The sequence below is a fragment of the Bdellovibrio bacteriovorus genome (genome assembly GCF_001592755.1).
Lineage (GTDB): Bacteria > Bdellovibrionota > Bdellovibrionia > Bdellovibrionales > Bdellovibrionaceae > Bdellovibrio > Bdellovibrio bacteriovorus_E.
The window spans coordinates 1-21,879 of record NZ_LUKF01000009.1; the positions used below are offsets into that span (position 1 = coordinate 1).

The 21,879-nt window shown below is 45.7% G+C and carries 22 protein-coding genes and 1 pseudogene; 6 read left to right on the forward strand and 17 right to left on the reverse strand.

Going from position 1 to position 21,879, the window contains the following annotated elements; genetic code table 11:
* The 12 genes and pseudogenes from AZI85_RS06545 to AZI85_RS06600 form a co-directional block, all read right to left on the reverse strand.
* Nucleotides 1-779: FliA/WhiG family RNA polymerase sigma factor (locus AZI85_RS06545; protein WP_063243346.1), on the reverse strand; the 779-nt coding region annotated here is incomplete at its 3' end.
* Between the two features lie 70 nt (nucleotides 780-849).
* Nucleotides 850-1,680, reverse strand: coding sequence for a MinD/ParA family protein (locus AZI85_RS06550; RefSeq protein ID WP_063243347.1), 831 nt, complete (start codon nucleotides 1,678-1,680; stop codon nucleotides 850-852).
* Nucleotides 1,677-3,128 (reverse strand): flagellar biosynthesis protein FlhF, encoded by a 1,452-nt coding sequence (gene flhF / locus AZI85_RS06555; RefSeq protein ID WP_063243348.1) that lies wholly within the window; start codon nucleotides 3,126-3,128, stop codon nucleotides 1,677-1,679. Before flhF ends, AZI85_RS06550 begins: the two co-directional genes overlap by 4 nt.
* Nucleotides 3,118-5,217: a flagellar biosynthesis protein FlhA gene (flhA, locus tag AZI85_RS06560; RefSeq protein WP_063205124.1), complete on the reverse strand. Its 2,100-nt coding sequence runs from the start codon at nucleotides 5,215-5,217 to the stop codon at nucleotides 3,118-3,120. Before flhA ends, flhF begins: the two co-directional genes overlap by 11 nt.
* Nucleotides 5,217-6,278 (reverse strand): flagellar biosynthesis protein FlhB, encoded by a 1,062-nt coding sequence (gene flhB / locus AZI85_RS06565; protein ID WP_063243349.1) that lies wholly within the window; start codon nucleotides 6,276-6,278, stop codon nucleotides 5,217-5,219. The genes flhA and flhB overlap by 1 nt, the downstream gene beginning before the upstream one ends.
* A 32-nt stretch (nucleotides 6,279-6,310) precedes the next feature.
* The gene (gene fliR, locus AZI85_RS06570) at nucleotides 6,311-7,090 is read right to left on the reverse strand and encodes a flagellar biosynthetic protein FliR (protein ID WP_063243350.1); all 780 of its coding nucleotides are present in this window, start codon (nucleotides 7,088-7,090) and stop codon (nucleotides 6,311-6,313) included.
* Nucleotides 7,091-7,363: a flagellar biosynthesis protein FliQ gene (gene fliQ, locus AZI85_RS06575; RefSeq protein ID WP_041870835.1), complete on the reverse strand. Its 273-nt coding sequence runs from the start codon at nucleotides 7,361-7,363 to the stop codon at nucleotides 7,091-7,093.
* Nucleotides 7,364-7,372: 9 nt separating this feature from the next.
* Nucleotides 7,373-8,122: a flagellar type III secretion system pore protein FliP gene (fliP, locus tag AZI85_RS06580; RefSeq protein ID WP_063243360.1), complete on the reverse strand. Its 750-nt coding sequence runs from the start codon at nucleotides 8,120-8,122 to the stop codon at nucleotides 7,373-7,375.
* Between the two features lie 5 nt (nucleotides 8,123-8,127).
* The gene (locus AZI85_RS06585; protein ID WP_063243351.1) at nucleotides 8,128-8,778 is read right to left on the reverse strand and encodes a FliO/MopB family protein; all 651 of its coding nucleotides are present in this window, start codon (nucleotides 8,776-8,778) and stop codon (nucleotides 8,128-8,130) included.
* A gap of 14 nt (nucleotides 8,779-8,792) precedes the next feature.
* Nucleotides 8,793-9,044, reverse strand: a pseudogene (gene fliN, locus AZI85_RS06590) (flagellar motor switch protein FliN); the annotation flags it as partial.
* Between the two features lie 129 nt (nucleotides 9,045-9,173).
* Nucleotides 9,174-10,175 carry a flagellar motor switch protein FliM gene (gene fliM / locus AZI85_RS06595; RefSeq protein WP_063205129.1) on the reverse strand — a complete coding sequence of 334 codons (1,002 nt, stop codon included), beginning with the start codon at nucleotides 10,173-10,175 and terminating at the stop codon, nucleotides 9,174-9,176.
* 9 nt (nucleotides 10,176-10,184) lie between these two features.
* Nucleotides 10,185-10,718, reverse strand: coding sequence for a flagellar basal body-associated FliL family protein (locus AZI85_RS06600; protein WP_063205130.1), 534 nt, complete (start codon nucleotides 10,716-10,718; stop codon nucleotides 10,185-10,187).
* Between the two features lie 248 nt (nucleotides 10,719-10,966).
* On the opposite strand from AZI85_RS06600, the gene AZI85_RS06605 reads away from it, so the two are divergent.
* The 3 genes from AZI85_RS06605 to AZI85_RS06615 all read left to right on the forward strand — a co-directional run bounded on the left by AZI85_RS06605 (nucleotide 10,967) and on the right by AZI85_RS06615 (nucleotide 13,389).
* A complete protein-coding gene (locus tag AZI85_RS06605; protein ID WP_063243352.1) occupies nucleotides 10,967-11,236 on the forward strand; it encodes a CsbD family protein in 270 nt (89 codons plus the stop codon).
* A gap of 195 nt (nucleotides 11,237-11,431) precedes the next feature.
* Nucleotides 11,432-11,977 carry a hypothetical protein gene (locus AZI85_RS06610; RefSeq protein ID WP_155723952.1) on the forward strand — a complete coding sequence of 182 codons (546 nt, stop codon included), beginning with the start codon at nucleotides 11,432-11,434 and terminating at the stop codon, nucleotides 11,975-11,977.
* Between the two features lie 104 nt (nucleotides 11,978-12,081).
* Nucleotides 12,082-13,389 (forward strand): flavin monoamine oxidase family protein, encoded by a 1,308-nt coding sequence (locus AZI85_RS06615; RefSeq protein ID WP_063243354.1) that lies wholly within the window; start codon nucleotides 12,082-12,084, stop codon nucleotides 13,387-13,389.
* A gap of 2 nt (nucleotides 13,390-13,391) precedes the next feature.
* Here AZI85_RS06615 and AZI85_RS06620 read toward each other — a convergent pair whose 3' ends face one another.
* Together AZI85_RS06620 and AZI85_RS06625 are read right to left on the reverse strand one after the other, a co-directional pair.
* Nucleotides 13,392-13,715 carry a hypothetical protein gene (locus tag AZI85_RS06620; RefSeq protein ID WP_063243355.1) on the reverse strand — a complete coding sequence of 108 codons (324 nt, stop codon included), beginning with the start codon at nucleotides 13,713-13,715 and terminating at the stop codon, nucleotides 13,392-13,394.
* A gap of 108 nt (nucleotides 13,716-13,823) precedes the next feature.
* Entirely contained in the window at nucleotides 13,824-14,693 is an 870-nt protein-coding gene (locus AZI85_RS06625; protein WP_253720883.1) for an inositol monophosphatase family protein, read from the reverse strand.
* A gap of 139 nt (nucleotides 14,694-14,832) precedes the next feature.
* Here AZI85_RS06625 and AZI85_RS06630 point away from each other — a divergent pair, with 139 nt between their 5' ends.
* The gene (locus AZI85_RS06630; protein ID WP_253720884.1) at nucleotides 14,833-15,654 is read left to right on the forward strand and encodes an SPOR domain-containing protein; all 822 of its coding nucleotides are present in this window, start codon (nucleotides 14,833-14,835) and stop codon (nucleotides 15,652-15,654) included.
* Here the strand turns inward: AZI85_RS06630 and AZI85_RS06635 are convergent.
* The 3 genes from AZI85_RS06635 to AZI85_RS06645 are packed head-to-tail and all read right to left on the reverse strand — an operon-like array spanning nucleotide 15,644 to nucleotide 18,705.
* Nucleotides 15,644-16,699: a pectin acetylesterase-family hydrolase gene (locus AZI85_RS06635; RefSeq protein WP_063243356.1), complete on the reverse strand. Its 1,056-nt coding sequence runs from the start codon at nucleotides 16,697-16,699 to the stop codon at nucleotides 15,644-15,646. The genes AZI85_RS06630 and AZI85_RS06635 overlap by 11 nt on opposite strands.
* Before the next feature lie 60 nt (nucleotides 16,700-16,759).
* Nucleotides 16,760-17,362 carry a hypothetical protein gene (locus AZI85_RS06640; protein WP_063243357.1) on the reverse strand — a complete coding sequence of 201 codons (603 nt, stop codon included), beginning with the start codon at nucleotides 17,360-17,362 and terminating at the stop codon, nucleotides 16,760-16,762.
* Complete coding sequence (locus tag AZI85_RS06645; RefSeq protein WP_063243358.1) at nucleotides 17,359-18,705, reverse strand: hypothetical protein; 1,347 nt, start codon at nucleotides 18,703-18,705, stop codon at nucleotides 17,359-17,361. Before AZI85_RS06645 ends, AZI85_RS06640 begins: the two co-directional genes overlap by 4 nt.
* A gap of 186 nt (nucleotides 18,706-18,891) precedes the next feature.
* Here AZI85_RS06645 and AZI85_RS06650 point away from each other — a divergent pair, with 186 nt between their 5' ends.
* Both AZI85_RS06650 and AZI85_RS06655 read left to right on the forward strand, forming a co-directional pair.
* Entirely contained in the window at nucleotides 18,892-21,186 is a 2,295-nt protein-coding gene (locus AZI85_RS06650) for an ATP-dependent helicase (RefSeq protein ID WP_063243359.1), read from the forward strand.
* Nucleotides 21,187-21,276: 90 nt separating this feature from the next.
* The gene (locus AZI85_RS06655; protein ID WP_063205139.1) at nucleotides 21,277-21,786 is read left to right on the forward strand and encodes a hypothetical protein; all 510 of its coding nucleotides are present in this window, start codon (nucleotides 21,277-21,279) and stop codon (nucleotides 21,784-21,786) included.
* Nucleotides 21,787-21,879 lie beyond the last annotated feature (93 nt).

Below are 21,879 nucleotides of genomic sequence, written 5' to 3' on the forward strand. Positions count from 1 at the left end.
ATCTCAAGCTCACCAGCACCGATAGTCGCTGCCAGTTTTGCACGCAGACGAGCCACGGCTTGAGCGTGAAGTTGCGATACACGTGACTCTGTCACGCGCAGAACTTGACCGATCTCTTTTAAGTTCAAGTCTTCGTAGTAATACAAAGAAAGAACAAGGCGTTGTCTTTCCGGAAGCTCTTCGATAGCTTGCGCGACAACTTCTTTGATGTTTTTAACATTCAATTGATTGAAAGGGCTGTTCGTGCGTGAACCTTCCAAAATATCCATGATGGATTTTTTGTCGGTGTTGCTGAACGTTGTTGCCTGATCGATCGGAAGAAGACTGACCGGACGAACTTGGTTCACTAGATCATGGAATTCATCAATCGAAACATTGAGGGCTTTAGCAACTTCTTCATCTGTCGGTGTACGGCCTAAATCCGCTTCCAACTGAACCATAGTTTTATCAAGAAGTTTGGCTTTATCACGGATCGAACGTGGAACCCAGTCTTGGGCGCGAAGTTCATCAAGAATCGCTCCACGAATACGGAATTCAGCGTAAGTTTTAAATTTATTATCACGTGTAGAATCGTATTTTTCGATGGCGTCCATCAAACCGATAACACCAGCAGAAATCAAATCGTCCAATTCGATATTAGAGGGAAGACGAACGGCGATTTTTTGCGCGATGAACTTAATTAGCGGCGCGTATTCTCTGATAAGATCATCTTTTTGATTCGCAGCGAGCTTGCGTGGCTCTTCTTTGTACTTTTTCAACAATGCCGCATTTTTCCCCATATTTTTCCCTCTTAAAAACTATGTTAACAAACAGGTTCGTGGCCCGAAAGTCCAAATCTGTTTTTCTCTTCTATGCAAACCCTACGACCTGATCCCAGAACATTTGCATGCCCCCGGTGCTTTCTACTTGCTTTGAAGATTTCTCGATCTGACTACACACTTGACGAATTGCTTTGGATGATTCCGCACCCACATCGTGTCTCACTATGAGACGTTGTTGTTGCACGGCCTTTTTCAAAACCACATCATTCGGAACTGAACCCCAATAATCCAGACCAATGTAGAGGAAACGATTCACAACATCGTTGAAACGCTGATAAAGACCCAAGCCTTCTTGTTCATCGCGTACTTGATTGCAGATGATGGAGAAGTGGTTCACTTTGTACTGTCGGTTTAAAACTTTAATCAATGCATAGGCATCTGCGAAGCTGGAAGGATCCGGCGTGATCACTACGGAAACCGTTTGTGCTGCGGAGTTCAGGAACAACACATTTTCGGCGATGCCCGGAGCCGTATCGATAAGTAAATAATCAAAACCCAGTGGCAAACAGCTCACCGCTTCGACCATCGCGCGACGCTCGAAGTGGTTCATGTGATTGAACTCAACAACACCACTGCCGCCCGGAATAAGAAAAACATCTTTAGACACTTCCGTCAGGATGTCTTTCATCTCTTTACGTCCCGCCAGAATGTCATGGATATTTCCCGAAGGTTTCACTCCGAAAAAGATGTCCACGTTCGCCATACCCAAGTCACCATCCAGGATCAAAACCTTTTTTCCTTTTTGGGACAGGGTTAAAGCAAGATTCGCCACCATCGTTGTTTTGCCTACTCCACCTTTACCGGAAGTAATGCTGATAGTGCGTGTTTTATGCATGTTAAATGAGTTCACGTTTCTCATATAGCTTCTGAATCCTGTTGTTTGAATTTCGTGATTTTAAAGATCAAATCTAAAAGACGCTCTTTAGTTGCGAATTCAAAGTCTTCCGGCACACGAGGTCCAATTCCGAAGGAGTGAAGTGGGATATCAAAGCGCTTCATAAAGTTATAAATAGAGCCATGCTGAGTCGATTCATCCAAAGAAGTGAAGATCACATCCTTGTAGTTCATACCCGAATAACGGCGTCCCAATTCAGTAGCATCCGCATCTTTTACATTCGTAGAAAGAACTAAGTGAATATTCGGGTTCAATGCCGCTGGCGGAAGAAGAGACTTCAACATTTGAATCTCGTCCGGATTTTTCAAGCTCATGCCGGTGTAATCGACAAGAACGCAGTCCACGTTGGGAAGATAACGCATCAAACTTGTCCAATCATTCTGTGAACGAATCACTGAAAACGGAACATTTAGAATCTGTGCATATATCTTCATTTGATCAGCAGCGCCGACTTTGAAAGTATCGGTTGTGAAAAGAGCAATTTTTTTGCCTTCACGGACCACCATCTGACTTGCCATCTTAATCAAAGCCGAAGTTTTACCGGCACCGGCAGGTCCCACGAAGCAATGAATTTTACCCGCCGTCGGATTGCTGACAGTTCTTGTGTTATCAAGAACGTGACGAGCCACCCATGCTTCTACCAAAGCTTTGTTTTTCAGTTTCAAAGCCGGAAGGGTTTCTTGAGCCGTAGTTAAAATTTCCGCCGCGATCTCTCTGGCCATGCCTGCAGAAGTTAACTTTTCAAAAACGAAACTTAAATCGTAGTTGATACCGTAGTCCGCCCCCGGATGCGTGCCTACAAAGCTTTGCGGCATTTGCTGAAACTGAGTGATGACTTGTTTCAAGCTTGCGATTTCGTTTTTAAGAGCCGCGATCTCTGGGGATTCAGTTTGCGCCGGAATCACCACGCGAGCCACAGGAGCCGGAACTGCCGGTTGTTGTGGAGCCTTTTTAGTCGCATTGCCTCTTGTAGAGAAGATCTCATCTTGCTCTTGGAAGGCATTCAAAGCGCGTTGAGCCGCAGAACGAACACGCTCTTCCGCCATCATTCTTTGGCGTTGTTCAGCTTCATCTTCGATATCGATGTAACGACGTTGAGTGATGGGTGCCGCCGGCTGGGTCTTTTGCACATGCTTTTCCACCATCTTGTGGATAAGCTCTTTTTGCTGACGAGCCGGGCTTTTTAAGAATTTTTCGCGATCTTGTTCACGCAGGCGAGACTCTGCAAATTTCTTTTTTTGCAAAGTTTCTTCAGAAACCGCAGCCGTGATTTCCACGCTGCCTTCCCCGACCAAGCCAAAGCTTTTGTTGTTATCGCGGGCAGAAAGAATGATGGCGTCAGGTCCCAACTGGGTCTTGACCATCTCTAAGGCTTCTTTCATCGTTCTAGCTTCAAATTTCTTAACCTGCATGGCTCATCTCCACGAGTGCAACCGATTGAACATCCGCATCTGACGTCAACTCATTGTGCGAAAGCACCACAAGCTGAGGAATGAAACGGGACGTAAGCTTATACAAATGACGACGCGAAGTCGGGCTTGTCAGAAGAATCGGCTGACTTGCCACTTCGGGATGGTTTTCTACGGTGCGCGCGATTTCATTGATCAAGCGATGCGCCGTATTTGGATCCATCACCAACTGAACCCCTTGCTCTGTTTGCAGCAACGAGTTCGCGATCAATTCCTCAATAATAGGATGCAACGTCATCACTGGAATGTTGCCTTGATCTGTTGTGTATTTTGCCGTGATACCACGAGCAAGATTCCTACGAACTTGTTCTGTTAAAACTTCGATATCTTTATTACGAGGAGCCTCGTCCGCCAAAGTCTCAAAGATCGTTAGAAGGTCACGGATGGACACTTGCTCTTTTAACAAGTTTTGCAATACGCGAACCACCGATCCCAAAGACAACATGTCTGGGATAAGTTCTTCGACGACTTTAGGATGAGATTTCTTAAAGTTCTCAATCAAAGTAGAAGCTTCCTGACGACCTAACAACTCATGCGCATGAGCACGAACGATTTCCGTTAAGTGAGTCGCCATGACTGTTGGCAAATCCACCACTGTGTAACCAGCGATCTCTGCATCTTCTTTGCGGGCTGGAGAAATCCAAAGAGCATCCAGGCCGAAGGCAGGTTCTTTCGTCGCAATACCATCAATGCGTTCTGCCACATTTCCTGGATCCATCGCCAACAAGGATTCGGGACGAAGAAGTCCGCCACCGACTTTATTTCCTTTAATCAAGACACGGTATTCCCCCGGCGCCAATTGCAAGTTGTCGCGGATGTGAATACTTGGAACCACGATCCCCAGATCCAAAGCAAACTGCTTACGGATACTGACAATACGTTCAAGCAAATCACCACTAGAATCTGATTCCACAATATTGATAAGACCATAACCCACTTCGAGTTCGACCATATCCAGTGGAAGCATTGTTTCGATGTTTTCTTTTTTCGGGGCCGTCAAAGCGGCATCGGATTGTTTCTTTTCAGCTTCCGCTTTTTCCAAGCGAGCTTTCTTGATAACCCAAGATGTTCCGCAAAGAAGACCGCCCATGACGAGGAATGGAACTGTTGGAAGACCGGGAATAAGACCCAATAGAATCAACACACCACCGGCGATCATCACCGCACGTGGCTTAACAAAAAGTTGTCCTGTGACTTCTTCACCGACGTCTTTGTCTGAATTTGAAGTACGAGTCACGATGATACCGGCCGCTGTTGAGATCACGATCGCGGGAATCTGACACAGAAGACCGTCACCGATCGTCAACATCGTGTAGTATTTAGCGGCCGTACCGATATCCAAACCTTTTTGAATAACACCGATACCCAAACCACCTAAGATGTTAATGATAGTGATAATAATACCGGCGATGGCATCACCACGAACGAACTTCGAGGCACCATCCATCGCACCGTAAAAATCCGCTTCGCCTTCGATTTGCTTACGGCGTTTACGAGCTTCCGCTTCTGTGATGTGACCTGAGTTCAACTCAGCATCAATCGACATTTGCTTACCTGGCATCGCATCCAAAGTGAAACGAGCTGCGACTTCGGCCACGCGCTCAGAACCCTTCGTGATAACCATGAAGTTGATGACCATCAGGATGATGAACATCACAAAACCGATGACGTAGTTTCCGCCGACAACGAAGTTGGCAAAAGACGCGATCACCGAGCCCGCCGCTTTTTCCCCTTCATGTCCGTGAGTCAGAATCAAACGCGTGGTCGCCACATTCAAAGACAAACGGAATAAAGTCGTCATCAACAGAAGTGATGGGAAAGATGTGAAATCCAAAGCGCGGTCGGTGTAAATAGCCACCAACAGGATCAAAACACTGATCGCTAAAGAGAAAGTCAAAGACATGTCTAACATGAACGGTGGAAGTGGGATGATCATCACCGCCAAAATAGCCAAAAGACCGAACGCAATGAAGAGATCGGTATTCTTGGTAATTTTATCAAACCGCTTTAAGAACTGAAACAGTTGATCCATTATCTTTTCTTCCTACGCAAACGATAAACATATGAAAGCACTTCGGCGACCGCGACAAAGAGCTCTCGAGGTATAACTTGTCCAATTTTAAGTGTCTTAAAGATCGTGCGCGCCAGTGGTTTGTTTTCCACGATCGGGATATTGTTTTCGCGCGCAATCTCTTTAATTTTTTCCGCCACGTGGTCAGCACCCATTGCCACGATTTGCGGAGCCGGAAGGTTGTCCGTGTATTTAAGAACAACCGCAATATGTGTGGGATTTGTAATAACGACGTCGGCTTTAGGAATTTCCGCCATCATACGCTTGCTCGCCATTTCACGTTGAATACGACGAATGCGTGATTTGATCATGGGATCACCCTCACGCTGCTTGTGCTCTTCTTTGACTTCCTGTTTGGTCATCATCATTTTCTTTTCAAGGTCCCAGCGTTGATAGAAATAATCCGCTAGTGCAATCACCAGCATCACTCCACCAACCCCGCCCAAAAGCTTTACGACGATGCTACCTAGGTACATCAAGATCTGCTCAACAGAGAATGTCAGCATGTAAGGGATTTGACGAACTTCACCACGAAGAAGGAAATAAAGAACCAAGCCCACCGCGCCCATTTTTAGAATGGACTTAACAGCCTCTACGACAGCGCGAAGACTGAAAACGCGTTTGAAACCTTCTACGGGATTCACTTTTTCAAAGTTAGGAGAAAGAGCATCTTCCACACGCAAGAAACCAACTTGCGCCAGCGAAGAAACCGCACCGATAAGGCCCGCAATACCCGCAACAGGGGCGATCAAGATCAAAGCTTTTTCACCGTTAAAGCGGAAGGCTTCCGTGAACTTTCCTTCACGTACTAGCACAACCATGTCTTGACCGAATGAGTATTGGAAAAGTTCGTAGAAGTTCTTGAAGAAAAAGCGACCCAAAACATACACGCCACCAGCCGCAGCAAGCAATAATGCCGCTGACGCCAGCTCTTTTGTATGGGCGACGTTTCCTTTTTTGCGAAACTCTTCCCGTCTCGCCTGCGTCGCCTTTTCGGTCTTTTCGCCGTTTTCCGCAGCCATCTCGTTCCTTCCTAGAACTTAAAAGCTTGTTACTATAAGTGTTTCATCACCGCGAACAATTTGCTAGCAGTGATATCGACTACACTTTGCATTTCCATTGTCATCAAAGGCAGGCAGAGGAACACCACCGCCATACCAATCATGATTGTCACGGGCATGCTTGTTACCAAGACGTTGATCTGGGGAACTGCTCTTCCTAAGATCCCCATCGCTACGTTTACTAACAGGATGGTCACCATCACCGGTGCACACATCTTAATTGCCATAATCATAACGTCTTGGCCGTAGGCGGCCATTTCGGCGAAGGGCCCCACATTCAGAGAAAGCGAGCTGACTGGAATCAGATCGTAGCTTTGCGCGATCGCGCTAATAAGCATGTGGTGGCCGTTAATAGCTAAAAATACCAATGTACCTAAAGTTGAATAGAATTGATCAATAACGTTCCCGTTACTGCCCAACATGGGGTTGTACATCTGAGATGCACTTAAACCCACGGACATGGAAACCAAGTCCCCTGTCATTGTGACTACGAAGAAGAACAGGCGGGTTAAAAATCCGATGCTTAATCCGACGATCAGTTCGCGGATAGCTAAGCCGATGATTTCATTGGAAACTAAAGCGTAATCGACGTTTCCAACTTTCACCAAAGGGAATAAAAGAACACTTAAAACGATAGAAAGAAGAACTTTAATCGGAACTGTGATTGTCGGAGAACCAAAGACCGCTGAAGAAATGACAAAGGCGATCATGCGCAGGAAAACCAGCGCAAAAAGCAGAATCTGTGCCTCTGTCATCGTACTCCAGTTGATCATCTATTCCCTTACCATCACAGCGATGTTTTCAAAAAGATTGACGGTGTATGTGCTCATCACGTCCATCATCCACGGGCCGGCTAAGACAAAGACCAAAGCCACCACGATCATTTTTGGAATGAACGTCAAAGTCGCCTCGTTGATCTGAGTCAACGCTTGGAAAATACTCACGGCCAAACCCACGACCAGTGTGCTGATCAAAAGCGGAGCTGCGAGCATCGCCGTTGTTCTTAAAGCATCTTGTCCAAGTCTAATTACTAATTCGTCTGTCATCTTTCACCTCTACCCGAAACTCTTAACCATCGAACCGATGAGAAGACCCCATCCATCCACAAGGACAAAGAGCATGATCTTAAAGGGTAATGAAATTACTACCGGAGGAAGCATCATCATACCCATCGCCATCAAAACGCTGGACGCGACGATGTCGATCACGAGGAATGGAAGGAAGATGATAAAGCCGATTTGAAAGGCTGTTTTAAGTTCAGAGACGACAAACGCAGGCACCAAAACCATCGTCGGAACATCCGCCCGTGTTTTAGGCGCATCGATTTTAGATAGCTTGATAAACAAAGCTAAATCCGAATCGCGCGTTTGATGGAACATAAACTTACGCAGAGGTGCGAGCGTATTTTCAATCGCCGCATCCTGAGAGATTTTTCCTGCTAAGTAAGGTTGAATTCCATTTTGATTCATTTCATTGAAAGCGGGTTGCATCACAAAGAAAGTCAGGAACAATGCCAAACCCACTAACAATTGGTTTGGAGGCATTTGTTGCACACCCATCGCCTGTCTTAAGAAAGAAAGAACGATGATGATACGAGTAAAACCCGTCATCATGATGAGGATCGCCGGCGCTAAAGTCAGCACCGTCATGATCAAAATCAATTTAACCGCGTTCACAACCTCATTGGGGTTGTCTGTTGTTTTGAAACCCAAATTCACTGTCGGAAGTGTGACTTGTGCAAAGGCGGAAGAACTGATCAAAAGAACAAGGGGCAAAAGTACAAGACTACAAAGAGTCCAATTCATTTTTCTCACTGAAGAGACCTCATTCCTTTAAGGCGTTTAGAAACGATATCTTTGATGCCGCTGATCGCGAACTCATCATCCGTTTCCATAGACGCTGCTACTTTTTTACGAGGAGCTGAAGCTTCTTCTTGAGAATCTTCATCGAAAGAAGCCTTTGAACCTAGAACCTTTCCGAAACTTTGCGGAGTTTCTTCAGGCACTTCTTCGTCCAGCAAGGACAAAGATTTGATCATAGAGATGTTATGATCCGTCACTCCGATCAGGATCGACTCTCCGGCTACGCGAACAATGGCCAAGCTTTTCTTAGGACCTAGGAAATGCTGTTGCAAAACTTTGATCTGAGTTTGGTGTTTCTTAGCTTTAGGAACAGAGTATTTACGAAGGAAAATAAAAGCACCTGTTCCGACCAAGCCCAAGATAGAAAGAGTGAAAAGGATGCGGAAGAAACCGCCGCCTTCTGATGCTGCTTTCTTATTTTTATCCAAGTTCAATGGAATCTCGGATTCTTTACGATTGTCGATTTTGCCATCTTCATGTGCCACGGCTCCAGTTTCTGCCGTTGCAGAAATCTCTGTTTGTTCCGAAGAAGTGGCCGCCGAATCCGCCGCTTGAGCAGAAACCGAAAATACAAAAAGTAAAGAAAGCAACAAACGCATCTAAAACCTCTACCTTATTTAAGTTGTTCCACGCGCTCAGCTGGAGAAATGATATCCGTCAAACGCACACCGAACTTTTCGTTGACGACCACGGCTTCACCGCGTGCAATCAACTTGTCGTTCACGTAAACTTCCATCGGCTCACCCGCCAATTTATTCAACTCGATAACGCTACCTTGAGTCAGATTCAAAAGCTCACTCACCGGCATTTTTGTGCGGCCCAATTCCACAGAAACTTTGAGTGGAATGTCCAAGATCAAGTTCAAGTTGCGATCGCTTTGGCCTGTTGGAGCTGCAGAAGTTTTTTTAGCTCCGCCATCTGCCATACCGGCTGCTTCCGCCACCAACTGATCTGCTAAGTTGTCCAATGTATCGTCACTCATTTTATCCCCCTACTACTTTGTCACCGGTCGAGTCACTTGGACTGCCACAGTTCCGTGATGGATTCCGTAATAACCTTTAAACTTTTTTACACCTTCGACCGTCACGTCGAACTCTCCCGAAGCGTCCTGATCCAATGGAATCACGTCGCCGACTTTCAAGTTCATCATGTCGCGAAGTTTGATTTCTGTTTCACCCAAGTTCACTTTGATTTCCATATCCGTTTCAAGAAGTTGTTCTTGAATGATCGAAGTCCAAAGTTTTTTGTCCGTTTGATCTGATTCGACCTGGAAGCCCGTTGAAAGCTTTTGTTTGATCGGCTCGATAGTCGCGTAAGGAATAACGATGGAAATCGTTCCTGTCGCGTTTTCAAGTTCAACGTCGAATGTCGAAGCGATAACCACGTCAGTCGGAGGCACGATACCTACGAACTGCGGATTCACTTCCGTACGAACAAAAGAGCAACCGATTTTTTCAATAGAAGCCCATGCCGCTTCAAGATCGTTGATCGCCAAACCCACGACTTTTTGTACGATGGAAAGTTCAATCGGCGTAAAATCTTTACCGTCAATTTTCGTGTACGGACGATCTGCGCCGCCGAAGAAACTGTCGACCAAAGCGTAAGCCAATTTACTTTCAATCACGAACAAAGCTGAACCGCGCAAGTTACCAAAACGCAGAACGCTCATGCACGTCGGCATTGGAAGCGTATTAATAAATTCACCAAATTTTAAAAACTCAGTGGAAGTTAAAGTGATGGAGGCAATTTTACGAAGCGCGGAGGACAAAGAAACGCGGAAAGCACGCATGAATTTTTCGTAAATAACTTCCAACTGAGGAAGACGACCACGAATAATACGATCTTGGCTGGTAAGATCGTAAGAAACAATCTTACGCTCATCCACTTTACCGACATTCTGCGCTTCCGGCTTGGACGTGTCCGACGACGCGACATCTCCGTCAGAGACCGCGGCTAACAGAGCATCCACTTCACTTTGTGAAAGAACCTGATTCATAGTCCTGCCTTAGTTGTAGATAAATTCAGTGAAGAACACGTTTGAAATCTTTCCTTGCACCAGGAAAGAGTTGATCGTGTCTTTAATTTCGTTTCTTAATCCGTCTTTACCTTCACGACTTGCGACGTCTTCGTAAGTCTTCGAAGAAAGAATAATAATGATGATGTCGCGGATCTGCGCTTTGCGCTTTTCGATTTCATCAAGAACGTGGTCACCTTTGACCTCAAGTTCCATGTTTACTTTCGCGACCTTACGGCCTTTTGATCCCGCTAAATTGACGATGAATGTTTCTAAAGGCACAACCTTACCCACGATTTCTTTTTCTTCCGTGGCTTCTTTATGTTGCGCTTCGGCTTCACCTTTAATGACTTGTTCAATCTTAGGTTCTGCTGCTTCTTTTTTCTTACCTTGATAAAGCATAAAACCCACGCCAGCGACTACCAACATATTGATAACCGCTAGGGCAATAAGTAGAATAGGCTTTTGTCCAGATCCCCCGCTCGGAGCTGACATTTCCGCTGCTGCCGCTTTTTCTTCAGCCATTCATCCTCCATGATGAAAGACCACAGAGTGGTCCTGACAGAAAACAAAGCAACTCGGATGCCAACGCAACCATGGTCGAGGTCCAGGAGATCGCAACCAACATATTTGATCTAAGGCAAATTTTGCCGCCCAGGAAAATGTTACCGAGAAGAAATTCTCTGACAGTAGTCAAAGTTTTGGCGCGAAGATTTGACTGTTTGCCTCCCCCACGGTCTCCTATTTACAGAAAACTCAACCAGGAGGTCGTTATGAATAAGGACATTTTCCAAGGAAAAATTAAAGAGATTTCTGGCGAGATTCGCAAAAAATGGGGCGAGCTCACCGACGATGAAATTCAAAGAACTAAAGGCAACTCCGAAGCGTTGAGTGGTCTAGTTCAACAAAAAATGGGCTTAAGCAAAGAAGAGGCCTCTAAGCAAGTGAACGATCTTATGTCGTCCATGGAAGAGAGATACCGCGAAGGCGCAGATAAGGTAAACCAAGGCATTGATAAAATGAAAAACAAGCTCTCTCACTAAGGGGGCACTCTAGGAGGCGGCGTCGAAGTCGCCTCCTTATCTCACAAATGCATTAAAACTCGTATTAATTACCGGTATTTTCGCCGCTGAAAAGCCTAAGTCTTAGACGCCCTGAAAAACCTTTCAAAGCCCTCCGAAGTTCCCTTTATTTTGATGAAAGGTTTTGTTATCACTACCTCCTTACAAGGAGCATTCGTGAAAACACTTTTCATCACTCTAGCCGCTTTATTGGGAACTCAACTGGCATCTGCTGAAACGGCTCAGCTTTACAAAACTTTCGACGGTTCCGTCGTGCGCTGCCAAGGAAATCAAAAATCCAATAGTTCTTTGGGAAACAAGGCCATTCAAGTTGAATTGATCAGCGCGACAGACTCGCAAAAAGACCTTGATGCTTCCTTGAAAGTTTCTGTGGTTCGTTGTGAAGATTCACGCTGGGTGATGGACACAAATCCATCTCGTGAAAACTACGTTGCGGATAACAACGTCGCAGTCGAATTGACGTATTCAAATTACGAAGCTTTGGTTGTTGATAAAAACTATCAAGTGGTTTCGGTCTTAAACTTGGCTGACGTTGAAACTTTGAGTGTGCAAACGCAGTCTTTGAGCGTTAATAAAACATCTGAAAATCCTCAAGACTTTGAAGTGATCGTGCGTGCGACAGTTGAGGTTCGCGCTTCTAACGGTTACTACCAAAAAGAAATTAGAAATTTCGGTTCTTACCGCCTGCGCATTCAAAAGTAATACGCTATTTCAGACGACAGCGACCTGCTGTCGTCTTCTTTGAGAATCAACACTTCCGCGTTAATTCAACTGTTCGTCTTCTTCGCCTATTTTAAAATCTAGATATGACCGCAAGTAAAGTCTATGACGTCATCATTGTGGGCGCCGGCGCTGCAGGTCTGACCTGCGCCCGTCATCTTTCAGACGCTGGCAAAAAAGTCTGTGTTCTTGAGGCGCGTGATCGCGTGGGCGGTCGCATTTATTCTTTACCCCACGACGTCGAACCCGTTGAATTGGGTGCGGAGTTCCTGCACGGAGTTCATCCGATTCTTCATGACTTGATTGAAGAACAAAGAGGCTCTTTTGTAACTGCTCCGGAAAAGCATCTGTTCTTAAAGGGCCGCTCGCTGATACCATTAAAAAATTTCGACAAAGAGTTTGGCAAAATTATCAACAAGCTCAATGCAAATCCTAAGACAGACCGAAGTGTCGCTGATTTTTTAAAGACGCTTAAAAATGTGCCCGATGAGTACCGCCAGTCATTTATTGCTTATGTCGAAGGCTTTCAAGGAGCTGATATCGAGCTGATCGGCGAAAAATCCTTAGCCCTGGCCGAGCAAGAAGATGAAGGCGAAATCGGTGGCGACGGTGCGTTTCGACCCTTGCAAAGATACGCGAGCTATTTTGAAAACATGCTGGGAAAGAAAGCAAAACAAATTCTTCGCCTTCAGCACATTGTTAAAAAAATAGAATGGTCCCAACGAAACGTGATCATTACCGCAAACACCAACGAAAAGAAAAACATTCGATTTCAGGCAAGACACGTGGTTGTCACGGTTCCGCTTGCGGTACTACAAAACAATCAACCGCTTTCCCGAATAGAGTTTGCTCCTGCTTTGACCGAAATAACTGAAGCCTTGCAGGGCTACCACATGGGTCATGTTCAACGAATTATTTTTGAATTCAAAGAACGCTTCTGGGAAAAGCTTTCGAAAGAGCCGGTGGTCTTCATGCGCACCGGCCCCGAGCACTACTTTCCGACATGGTGGACGAAAAAGCCTATTCACAACAACATCTTGATTGCGTGGCAAGGCGGGCCGAAGGCGTGGGAAATGGCAACGTGGACGGCCCAAGAACGGGCGTATAAAGCCCTCTCGACTCTTTCAAAGATCACGCGAAAATCACAAAGCTATTTAATTGAAAACTTAGAAGCTTATTACAGCTATAACTGGAGCCGCGATCCTTTTAGTCTAGGTGCTTATTCCTATACTGGAGTTGAAAGAAAAAAATCCCGTCATCGGATCACAGAACCCCTGCAAGAAAAGATCTGGTTGGCTGGTGAAGCCTTTGCTAAAAGATCCGCCCAAGGCACCGTTCATGGCGCCATGGAGACTGGCAAACAAGTCGCGGTCTCCATTTTAAAAAAGCTTTGAAGCTACTCTTCGCCGGTCATGTAAATTCTTAGAACCTGACACGAAGAATTCGTTTCTGCTGTCACAACTTCATAAGTCAGACTGCCGCAGGCATCTAAATCTCCAGGTGTGCAGTGTAAAAGATCGGCTTCATAAACCGAAATCAATCGGTCCCCTTGAAACTCGGAAGATAACAGGTGCAATACGGGATGTTGAATTTCTGATTCTTCACGATCCAGTTGAGCTTGTTGAATAGCCGCTTTAACAACTTTACGCTTGCAAGAATCCGCCGCAAAAACTTGAGAGCCTGTCAGTGCAATAAGAATAAAAGTTATGACCTTCTTCATAGTATGTCCTCGCTTTTGATGGACTCGTTATATCCGAGGCCACTAAAAACTTAAACGGGCATAGTAAGCTTTTTATTATGCACAAAACGAATTGTGCCCCCTAGGCGATCACTGTGTCTGCGATTGAAGATGCTTCTGGCAGACGTTTTGAATTTCTTTTACGATGGCGGGGTTTCCCGCGACGATTGAGTTTTTATAGGGATGATACTCTTCGCCTTTATACGTTTGGATAATACCGCCTGCCTCTTCAACTAAGAGAATACCCGCGGCCGCATCCCAAGGTTGAATATTGCGCTCCCAATAGCCGTCGAAAACTCCACGAGCAACTTGAGTCAGGTCATAAGCAGCAGCGCCTGGGCGACGCACACCACGACATTTTCGAACAATCTCATCAAAGATTTTAAGCTGTTCGGCAATCACATGCTCGTGCTCTGCCACAAAGCCCGTTGCCAGCAGCGCTTTTTTGAATTCTTGGTTTTTCGAAACACGAAGCCTACGGCCATTAACAAATGCTCCCTGGCCGCGAATCGCCGTATAAGTTTCATTCAACATAGGAACATCAATGACAGCGAGCTTGATTTTTCCATCCATTTCTAATGCAAGACTGATACAAAAAATCGGAAAGCGATGAATGTAGTTTGTTGTTCCATCTAATGGATCCACGATCCAACGACCTTCAGGCCCCGCAGGTTTTACCTCGACCTTCGCCCCGGGAGCGCTTTTCGCGGCAAAGCTTTCTTCGCCCAAGAACTCAATTGTCGGAAAATTTTTCTTAAGATGCTCTGCGATGACTCTTTCTGATTCTTTGTCGGCTTCGCTGACTAGACCTGCTTGGAACTTTTCTTCGATATGTTCTAAGTTACCGAAATAATTGAGAAGCACTTCCCGTCCCAAGCTGACAGCCTTGATTGCTGTACTTAAGACCTGCTTCCAATCCATTGATTTTGCGCCATTTTCCACGGTTTTCCCTTTGAACATTTCTTCTGATTATTGACCAGTTCCGAGACTTAAAGCTAACATGATTGAAGGGCCAAAGGAAGGGCCTTAAACTTTAGAGATGCTTTGTAAAAATCAGAGCATATTAACTCAAGTGAGTTTAAACATGAGGATTGAAAAAATGAGTTCTAAAACAGACGCGGTTGTGAAACTTTCGATAGTATTCTTTGTTTCTTTGTTGTTCTTCTCTGTAGGAACATTCGTTGGCAAAAAGTACAGTGACAACCAACATCAATTGGCGGCTCTTGAACCGCAAAAAAACAATGCTCATGGCGAGCGTGAAGTAGCGTCTGTTAACAACGGTCATGGCGAAACTAAATCTGGTCAGATGACGGATGAAGAGATCGCAAAGCTTGCAGAAGAATTCGTAGCTGATGAAGTGGCTCCGGTTCCTGCGGCTCCTCATGGTGAAGAAGGCCACGGCGCTTCTCACGACGAAAAAACTGTCGGTCACGATGCTCACGGTGAAGTGGCTGAAACAAAAACTCAGACAGAACCAAAAGCTGAAACAGCGAAGCCTGCAAATCCTAAAGGTGACAAACATTCTCCAGTAACTAAAACTGAAGAGCCTTCTTCCGCAGCGAAGAACATCGCTTCTGGAAAAGCTCCAACAACTCACGAAGCGACGGAAAAAGCCGCAACAGTGACTAAAGAAGAGCGTCTTCCTTCTTCACTTCCAAAGGATGTAGCGCAATACACTGTTGGAAAATTCACTGTGCAAGTAGCTTCTTACACAGACGAAGCCGAAGCTCAAAAATTGGCTTCAGATCTTAAAGGCAAAGGTTACAGCGCGTTCTACGTACCTGCTAATATCAAAGGCAAACAATACTTCCGCGTCAGCGTAGGTCAGTTTGCGACTCAAAAAGAAGCTCAGTCTTACCGCACTGAACTTCTTACGAAAAGCAGAGTAGGTTCAGCGATCGTTCAACGAATCACTGAATAACAGAGACACTAATCGTTTTTTTCAAATCCTGATGAACCCCGTGAGAAATCACGGGGTTTTTCTTTATCCCATACACTCTTAAGGCAAAATCCCACGCCGTTTCACCCTTCATATCTTTGACCGTCGCCGTTTGATCCCTTTGCAAAAAGGTATGCGTCACGACATCAGCAATCCAAGTTTTTACGTTCGGGAAAGGTGCCGCGATCATGGCAATTCCTGAAGGTCCCAACACGAGCGCGCGATGAGATTCCGGCGTAATATTGCCAAACACCATCGACATCACCATGTCTTTCGTCGATTGCATGATGCCGATATTCCAGTCGGATAACTTGGCGAAGACAGGTCCCATCAGTGGAGCGATAAATCCATCGTCGACAGATGCTATCAATCCGATCTTTGCAAATTGCGCCAAATAATCTTGGGTCAATGCCGGCGTAAACTTCTTCCAAAAGTTTTTTCCAAAGTGCAGACCCGGGCTGTCAGCGATGATTGTTTTACGTGTGCTCGCTACCAAATAGGGTCGCATGGTTTCCGTATGAAGAAGAGCGCCGATGGCGCCCGCAGACCAGCCCCACACGGTCAGATCAGAAAGGTTTTTGAAGTCGATGACTCTTTGTTGATTTAAGTATGCAAAAGCCGCGGCGATGTTCGTGGCCCCCGTATGATAAAGAGTTGCACCGGGTTTATAGTGGGCTTCGTGTGTGCCCGCAAATACGTCGCCTGTGCAGTAAGGGAAGAAAAGAGCCGAATGCTCTTGCCACGGATTTCCGGGCTTTTCTTGCGCCATCACAGTCGTTTGTGGATCTCCGGGTAACGGCGAAAGACGCGTTAAAGGGCTTGAACCGTAGCAGGTGCCTTCGGACCAGCACGCTCCCCCACCCATGAATTCTATCAGAAGCTTGTCATCATCTTTGCGATCAAGATAGACGCTATAGACTTGCCCGTTTCCGCAGTGAGCTCCGGGAATGTCTATCTTCTGCCATGTTCTTGCTTCGGTAATAACACTGAATAATGTGATTAAGATGAATAAAGAATATGTTTTCATGTCCTCATTTTTCGCGAGAACACGGAACGTGGAAACAACTTTGTTAACATTAGACCATGGTTAGAGAGCGAAGCGCACACCAAGACGAATGACGACACTCCACACAGGATTTGGGTCGAAGTCCGAAGCGATAAGCGCACGACCTTCAATGCCGACAACAAAACCAAAGTTTTGCAATTGGTAAGCTCCTTCAGTACCCACAGAGAGTCCTGACATCATCTTGATATTTTCTTTATCGCTGCGGCTGTCACCCATCAAGGTCGTTTTCACTTCTTCTTGATAGCCACCAAGTCCAACGCCTCCATACACGGCACCCGACAACTCGTTTTTCACTTTATTTATTAAATGATAGCGCCCCCATACTAAAAGCTCTTGATGAGTGCGCTCGATATTTGAAGTCGCGTTTCCTGAGTCTTCCGAATAGCGTGCGTATTCTGCCAGAAAGCTCAGACGCTTTTTTTGATAACCAAAAGAAAAATTCAAAGGCTTAACGTCTTCGATTTCTTGCGAGTTGGCTCGCTCATAGCGCATTTCAGGGTTGATCAAATTCAGAGTTAAGTAAGAAGGAACTTCCGGTGCGACTCTCGGCATTCTTGCGCGTGATTCTTGGGCCCAGCTCACCGACGAGGAAATTAGCAACGCTAGGAAAATGAAAACTCTCATTGCAAGCTGCTTTCTGTGACAGAAGGCGTTTCAACGGGAGCGACTTCCACTTTAGGAACCATTTTGAATTCAGACTCTGCCGTTTTTTCGCAAGTCACGGCTTCTTCCGTCGTGAGTGCGGAAGAAGAAATAACCTCGGCCAAGAACTGACATTCTTCTTCACGGTAAGACTCATTCATTGCGAACATCGACTTCATAAATTTGTCGGCGGTATAGTAATTCAAATCCAGCTTATCGAAGTCGTCTTTCATTTTCGGAAGCACTTTCACGATCAACTTAGCGATGTCTTTACGTGCTTGCAGGTCCTCGATTCCGCGCGCTTTAGAATAAATGTCAGTATAACGTTTAAGAACGCGAGAGAACTGTGTTCCCAATGAATAAGCATAGCCGGTCACGTAATCAGAGAAACGCGCTTTATCTGCGGCTCCTGAATAAAAGATATTTAAAGATCTTTTGATATTGTCTGCTGATGGCAATGAGTTCACAGACTTTTCGTCACGCACTTTTAAAGAACGCGTGGCTTTTTCAGAAGGCAAAGACTGCGCGATAAAATCCGGATCGCCCGTATACATCCAGCCCCAGTAGTCAGCAAGACCTTCATTCAAACCGCGAATGATCGCCAGGTGATAGTACATATGCATTTGGGCTTCGCTCATCTCTTCGCCAGTGCTGATAGGCAGAAGACGACGGTGACGAACAGAAAGATCTTCTACGATCGCGCGCTCTAAGAAGTTTTCACGATCATGAATTTGCGCGCGCTCATCTCCCATCACCAGTTTATAAAACAAAGAATGAAAGTGTTCGTGCGCCAAGATTCCACCGTTGATGGGAATCGGAAGACCTTCTGAAGAATAAGGAACTAAAAGCATTGAATCCGTGTTGCCATCATAGAAAGCATTGTTCGTCAGACCGCCACGGACCTTCACTGCGACACCGACGTCGCGAGGCCACTTGTTCACTCCACCAGCCCCTAACTCTTCATCCAAAAGAGCCAGTCTTTGCGTGTGCGCATAGATCGTAACCAATTGCTGAGTCATTTCATTGGCAGGAATGAAAGCTCCATCCGAATTTTTAATGAAACGACCTTGTGGAGCGGAACCTTGTAATTGATTATTGGCGATGCGAGGGCTTAAGAAGAAACGCACAAATTTGCCAGCCACGGTTTGCAGATCCGTGATGCCCTTCAATTCGAATATATCCAGAGAGTAGGAGCCTTTCGAGTTGCTCATAGGAGCTAAAACTCGGACGCTGCCCGTTTCCGTAGCAGAATCTGTTTGCGGCGCACAGGCTGCCAACACAGATACTGAAATTGCTGCTATGATCCGACTGAAAACGTTCTTCACAAAGTCCTCTCTAAGCACTATAAACGGGAGGTCCCTAAGACCTATTGACCAAACGCGTTATAGTTATAGTTAAAATAGGCAAAAAACTCAATGAAAACTTAGGGATAGACAAACTTTGTCAGTCCCACTAAAGGTTCGACAGTGAAAGGGCTCTGGAAGGGGCCCCTCTTGTGACGAGGAAAAGCCATGGATGTACTTGATTTTGTTACGAAAGATTTAAACCCTCCGCAAAAAGACGCTGTCGAAACTCTTGAGGGGCCTTTACTGATTTTAGCGGGTGCCGGCTCGGGAAAGACCCGGGTCCTTACCCATCGCATGGCCAATATCATCGGCCAAGGGGTTGCCGCCCCCGATGAGATCCTTTGCGTGACCTTCACCAATAAGGCCGCCAAAGAGATGGAGCATCGTATTTACAAGATCCTTTCTGAGATGGGCGCGCATGTTCGCACTCAACTTTGGATCAACACCTTCCACAGTTTCTGCGTGCGCGTGCTTCGTCAGCACATCACTTTGCTCGACTATAAACCTTTCTTCGGCATCTATGATTCGTCAGATACGTTAAGCCAAATCAAAAAGGTTATGACGGTTCTGAATATCAACGACAAGATGTATCCCGCGAAAAACTTCCAAAGCCGTATCAGCAACGCCAAGATGATGGGACTTTCGCCCGAAGCTTTCGAAAAAAATGCGAAGCGCTTGATGGATGCAAAAACGGTTGAGGTCTATAAGGCCTACGAAGTCGAAATGAAAAAAGCGAACAGCTTGGATTTCGACGACTTGTTAATGAAGACCTATGAACTTTTCCGCATGTACCCTGACGTTTTAAAAATGTATCAGGAAAAATTCCGTTACATTATGGTGGATGAGTATCAAGACACCAATCACATTCAATATCTTTTGGTGCAGATGTTGGCGAAGGCTCATCGCAATCTTTGCGTTGTGGGTGATGAGGATCAGTCGATCTATAGCTGGCGTGGTGCGGATATTAAAAACATTCTGGATTTTGAAAAAGACTTCCCAGAAGCCAAAGTCGTCAAGCTTGAAGAAAACTATCGCTCTTCGGCTAACATTGTGAATGCCGCGACTTCGGTGATTAAAAACAATTCGCAAAGAAAAGATAAAACTCTTTTCACTTCAAACAATGCTGGTGACTTGATTCATGTTCGTGAAGAAAAAAATGAATACGATGAAGCGAAGTTTGTCGCAAAAACCATCCAGACAATGATGAATGAGGGCGAAGGCTCTTACAATGACTACGCTGTCTTCTATCGTACGAATGCGCAGTCTCGTGTTCTTGAAGAGCAGATGCGCACTTTGGCCATCCCTTACCGCCTGGTGGGCGGCGTGCGCTTCTATGAGCGCATGGAGATCAAAGACATTCTTTCGTACATGAAGCTTGCGATCAATCCCGCCGATGATATTGCTCTAAAACGTATCATCAATGTTCCCGCACGTGGAATAGGTAAGACGACGATTGAAAAACTGGAAGAGTACGCTGCTCAACACGGAACCAGCATGTACCTTGCTGCGGGCAAAGCCTGCGATGATCGCATTTTCAATGCGGGAACAACAGGAAAGATCCGTCGATTCTTGGAATTGATGGATGAATTGCAAGCCAATGCTTTGAATTTCAAGATTGTCGATTTCTATCACATCGTATTGGATCGCACAGAGTATTTGCTGAACTTGAAAAAAGACGAATCTCCAGAAGCGCAAGCTCGTATCGAAAACTTAGAAGAACTCGACAACGCCATTGCCCAGTTTGCGAAAGAGCGCGGTGACGAAGGAACTTTGACAAGCTTCTTGGAAGAGATGGCTCTAGTCAGCGATGTGGACTCTTTGGATCAAGAACAGAACTCTGTCACGTTGATGACTTTGCATATTTCAAAAGGTTTGGAATACCCTTACGTCTTTGTTGTAGGGATGGAAGAAAACCTTTTCCCAAGTGGTCGAAGCCTCGATAGCGATGGTGAAGAAGATGTTGAAGAAGAACGCCGCTTGGCTTACGTGGGCATGACTCGCGCGCGCCAGAAGTTGTGGCTGACTTACGCCAAAATGCGTCGCGTGTGGGGCCAAGAGCAAATGAATCCTCCCTCACGCTTCATCAAAGAAATTCCGAAAGAGTACGTGGACTTCAAAGCGGCTATTGCCGAAGGACCTCGCTTTGTTTCACGCTATGGCTCTAGTTCTTACGATGCTGATGGAGCCTTCGACAGTCCTCGCTGGGGTTCGCTGGCGTCGGATCGTAACAAAGCACGTCCACAAAGTTTCGATGATAGCCAAGCCTTTCCTGACTATGAAAATGAAGGATCTCAAGGTGGTCAATTCACCAAAGGCATGCGCGTTCGTCACCCCACTTTTGGAGCGGGCACTGTGTATGCGACCGAAGGAACCGGTGAAAACTTTAAGGTCAGCGTGATGTTCACGGATAATACGGTGAAGAAATTTGTCGTGAAATATGCCCGTTTAGAGCGCATCTAGAATATTGATATTGAGCATAATTTGTATTTTGTTGTTGCCAAAATCATGGTTCCTGACAAATCTAGTTCGGCTACCTGAGGAGGTACTACTGTGAAAAAGTTTTTTGTTGTAGCATGTTTATTTGTTTCATCTGTTTCTTTTGCTCAAAGACCAGCTCCAGCTCGTTCTGTAGCGTCTAACGGCGAAAACACTGCAAGCATCAGCTTGGGTATGAGCAGCTCTGCGCTTAACATTGGCGGCAGATTGGAATTCAGCCAAGAACAAGGTGCCTTCGGTGGTTACGCGTTCTTGCAAACTGAAAAGAAAGATGCGGGAATTCCGCAAATCTTGTCTTTCGGTGGTCACTCTTTGATCAAGCTTGTTGATGCATCCAATGTAAATGCCTACATGGCTCCAGGTGTTGGTATCTCTATGATCAAAATGGATGGCGCTGACGACAAAACTGTTTTCGGTCCTTCTTTCCGTTTCGGTGGTCAAATCAAATTGCCTCGCGGCGCGGGTGCTCTAGGTATCGAGCGCATGGAAATCTGGAATTGGTTTGATGATGAAGCTGCAGGTTCTGCTGCTATCACATCTGCAGTTTACTCTTTCAACTTCTAATTTAAATTTTAGAATTGAATTAAAAAAGCCCGGCTTTCGCTGGGCTTTTTTTTATTCACAAGGTCCTTCGTATCTATCGTTTTGAATCAGGTG

Excerpts from the sequence above, each read along its gene's own strand:
- fliP (WP_063243360.1), bottom strand. The coding sequence starts at position 8,122 with ATGAATTGGACTCTTTGTAGTCTTGTACTTTTGCCCCTTGTTCTTTTG.
- flhF (WP_063243348.1), bottom strand. The coding sequence starts at position 3,128 with ATGCAGGTTAAGAAATTTGAAGCTAGAACGATGAAAGAAGCCTTAGAG.
- AZI85_RS06615 (WP_063243354.1), top strand. The coding sequence starts at position 12,082 with ATGACCGCAAGTAAAGTCTATGACGTCATCATTGTGGGCGCCGGCGCT.
- AZI85_RS06620 (WP_063243355.1), bottom strand. The coding sequence starts at position 13,715 with ATGAAGAAGGTCATAACTTTTATTCTTATTGCACTGACAGGCTCTCAA.
- flhA (WP_063205124.1), bottom strand. The coding sequence starts at position 5,217 with ATGGATCAACTGTTTCAGTTCTTAAAGCGGTTTGATAAAATTACCAAG.
- fliR (WP_063243350.1), bottom strand. The coding sequence starts at position 7,090 with ATGATCAACTGGAGTACGATGACAGAGGCACAGATTCTGCTTTTTGCG.
- AZI85_RS06635 (WP_063243356.1), bottom strand. The coding sequence starts at position 16,699 with ATGAAAACATATTCTTTATTCATCTTAATCACATTATTCAGTGTTATT.
- AZI85_RS06605 (WP_063243352.1), top strand. The coding sequence starts at position 10,967 with ATGAATAAGGACATTTTCCAAGGAAAAATTAAAGAGATTTCTGGCGAG.
- AZI85_RS06650 (WP_063243359.1), top strand. The coding sequence starts at position 18,892 with ATGGATGTACTTGATTTTGTTACGAAAGATTTAAACCCTCCGCAAAAA.
- AZI85_RS06625 (WP_253720883.1), bottom strand. The coding sequence starts at position 14,693 with ATGTTCAAAGGGAAAACCGTGGAAAATGGCGCAAAATCAATGGATTGG.
- AZI85_RS06600 (WP_063205130.1), bottom strand. The coding sequence starts at position 10,718 with ATGGCTGAAGAAAAAGCGGCAGCAGCGGAAATGTCAGCTCCGAGCGGG.
- AZI85_RS06640 (WP_063243357.1), bottom strand. The coding sequence starts at position 17,362 with ATGAGAGTTTTCATTTTCCTAGCGTTGCTAATTTCCTCGTCGGTGAGC.
- AZI85_RS06630 (WP_253720884.1), top strand. The coding sequence starts at position 14,833 with ATGAGTTCTAAAACAGACGCGGTTGTGAAACTTTCGATAGTATTCTTT.
- AZI85_RS06585 (WP_063243351.1), bottom strand. The coding sequence starts at position 8,778 with ATGCGTTTGTTGCTTTCTTTACTTTTTGTATTTTCGGTTTCTGCTCAA.
- fliQ (WP_041870835.1), bottom strand. The coding sequence starts at position 7,363 with ATGACAGACGAATTAGTAATTAGACTTGGACAAGATGCTTTAAGAACA.
- AZI85_RS06550 (WP_063243347.1), bottom strand. The coding sequence starts at position 1,680 with ATGAGAAACGTGAACTCATTTAACATGCATAAAACACGCACTATCAGC.
- flhB (WP_063243349.1), bottom strand. The coding sequence starts at position 6,278 with ATGGCTGCGGAAAACGGCGAAAAGACCGAAAAGGCGACGCAGGCGAGA.
- fliM (WP_063205129.1), bottom strand. The coding sequence starts at position 10,175 with ATGAATCAGGTTCTTTCACAAAGTGAAGTGGATGCTCTGTTAGCCGCG.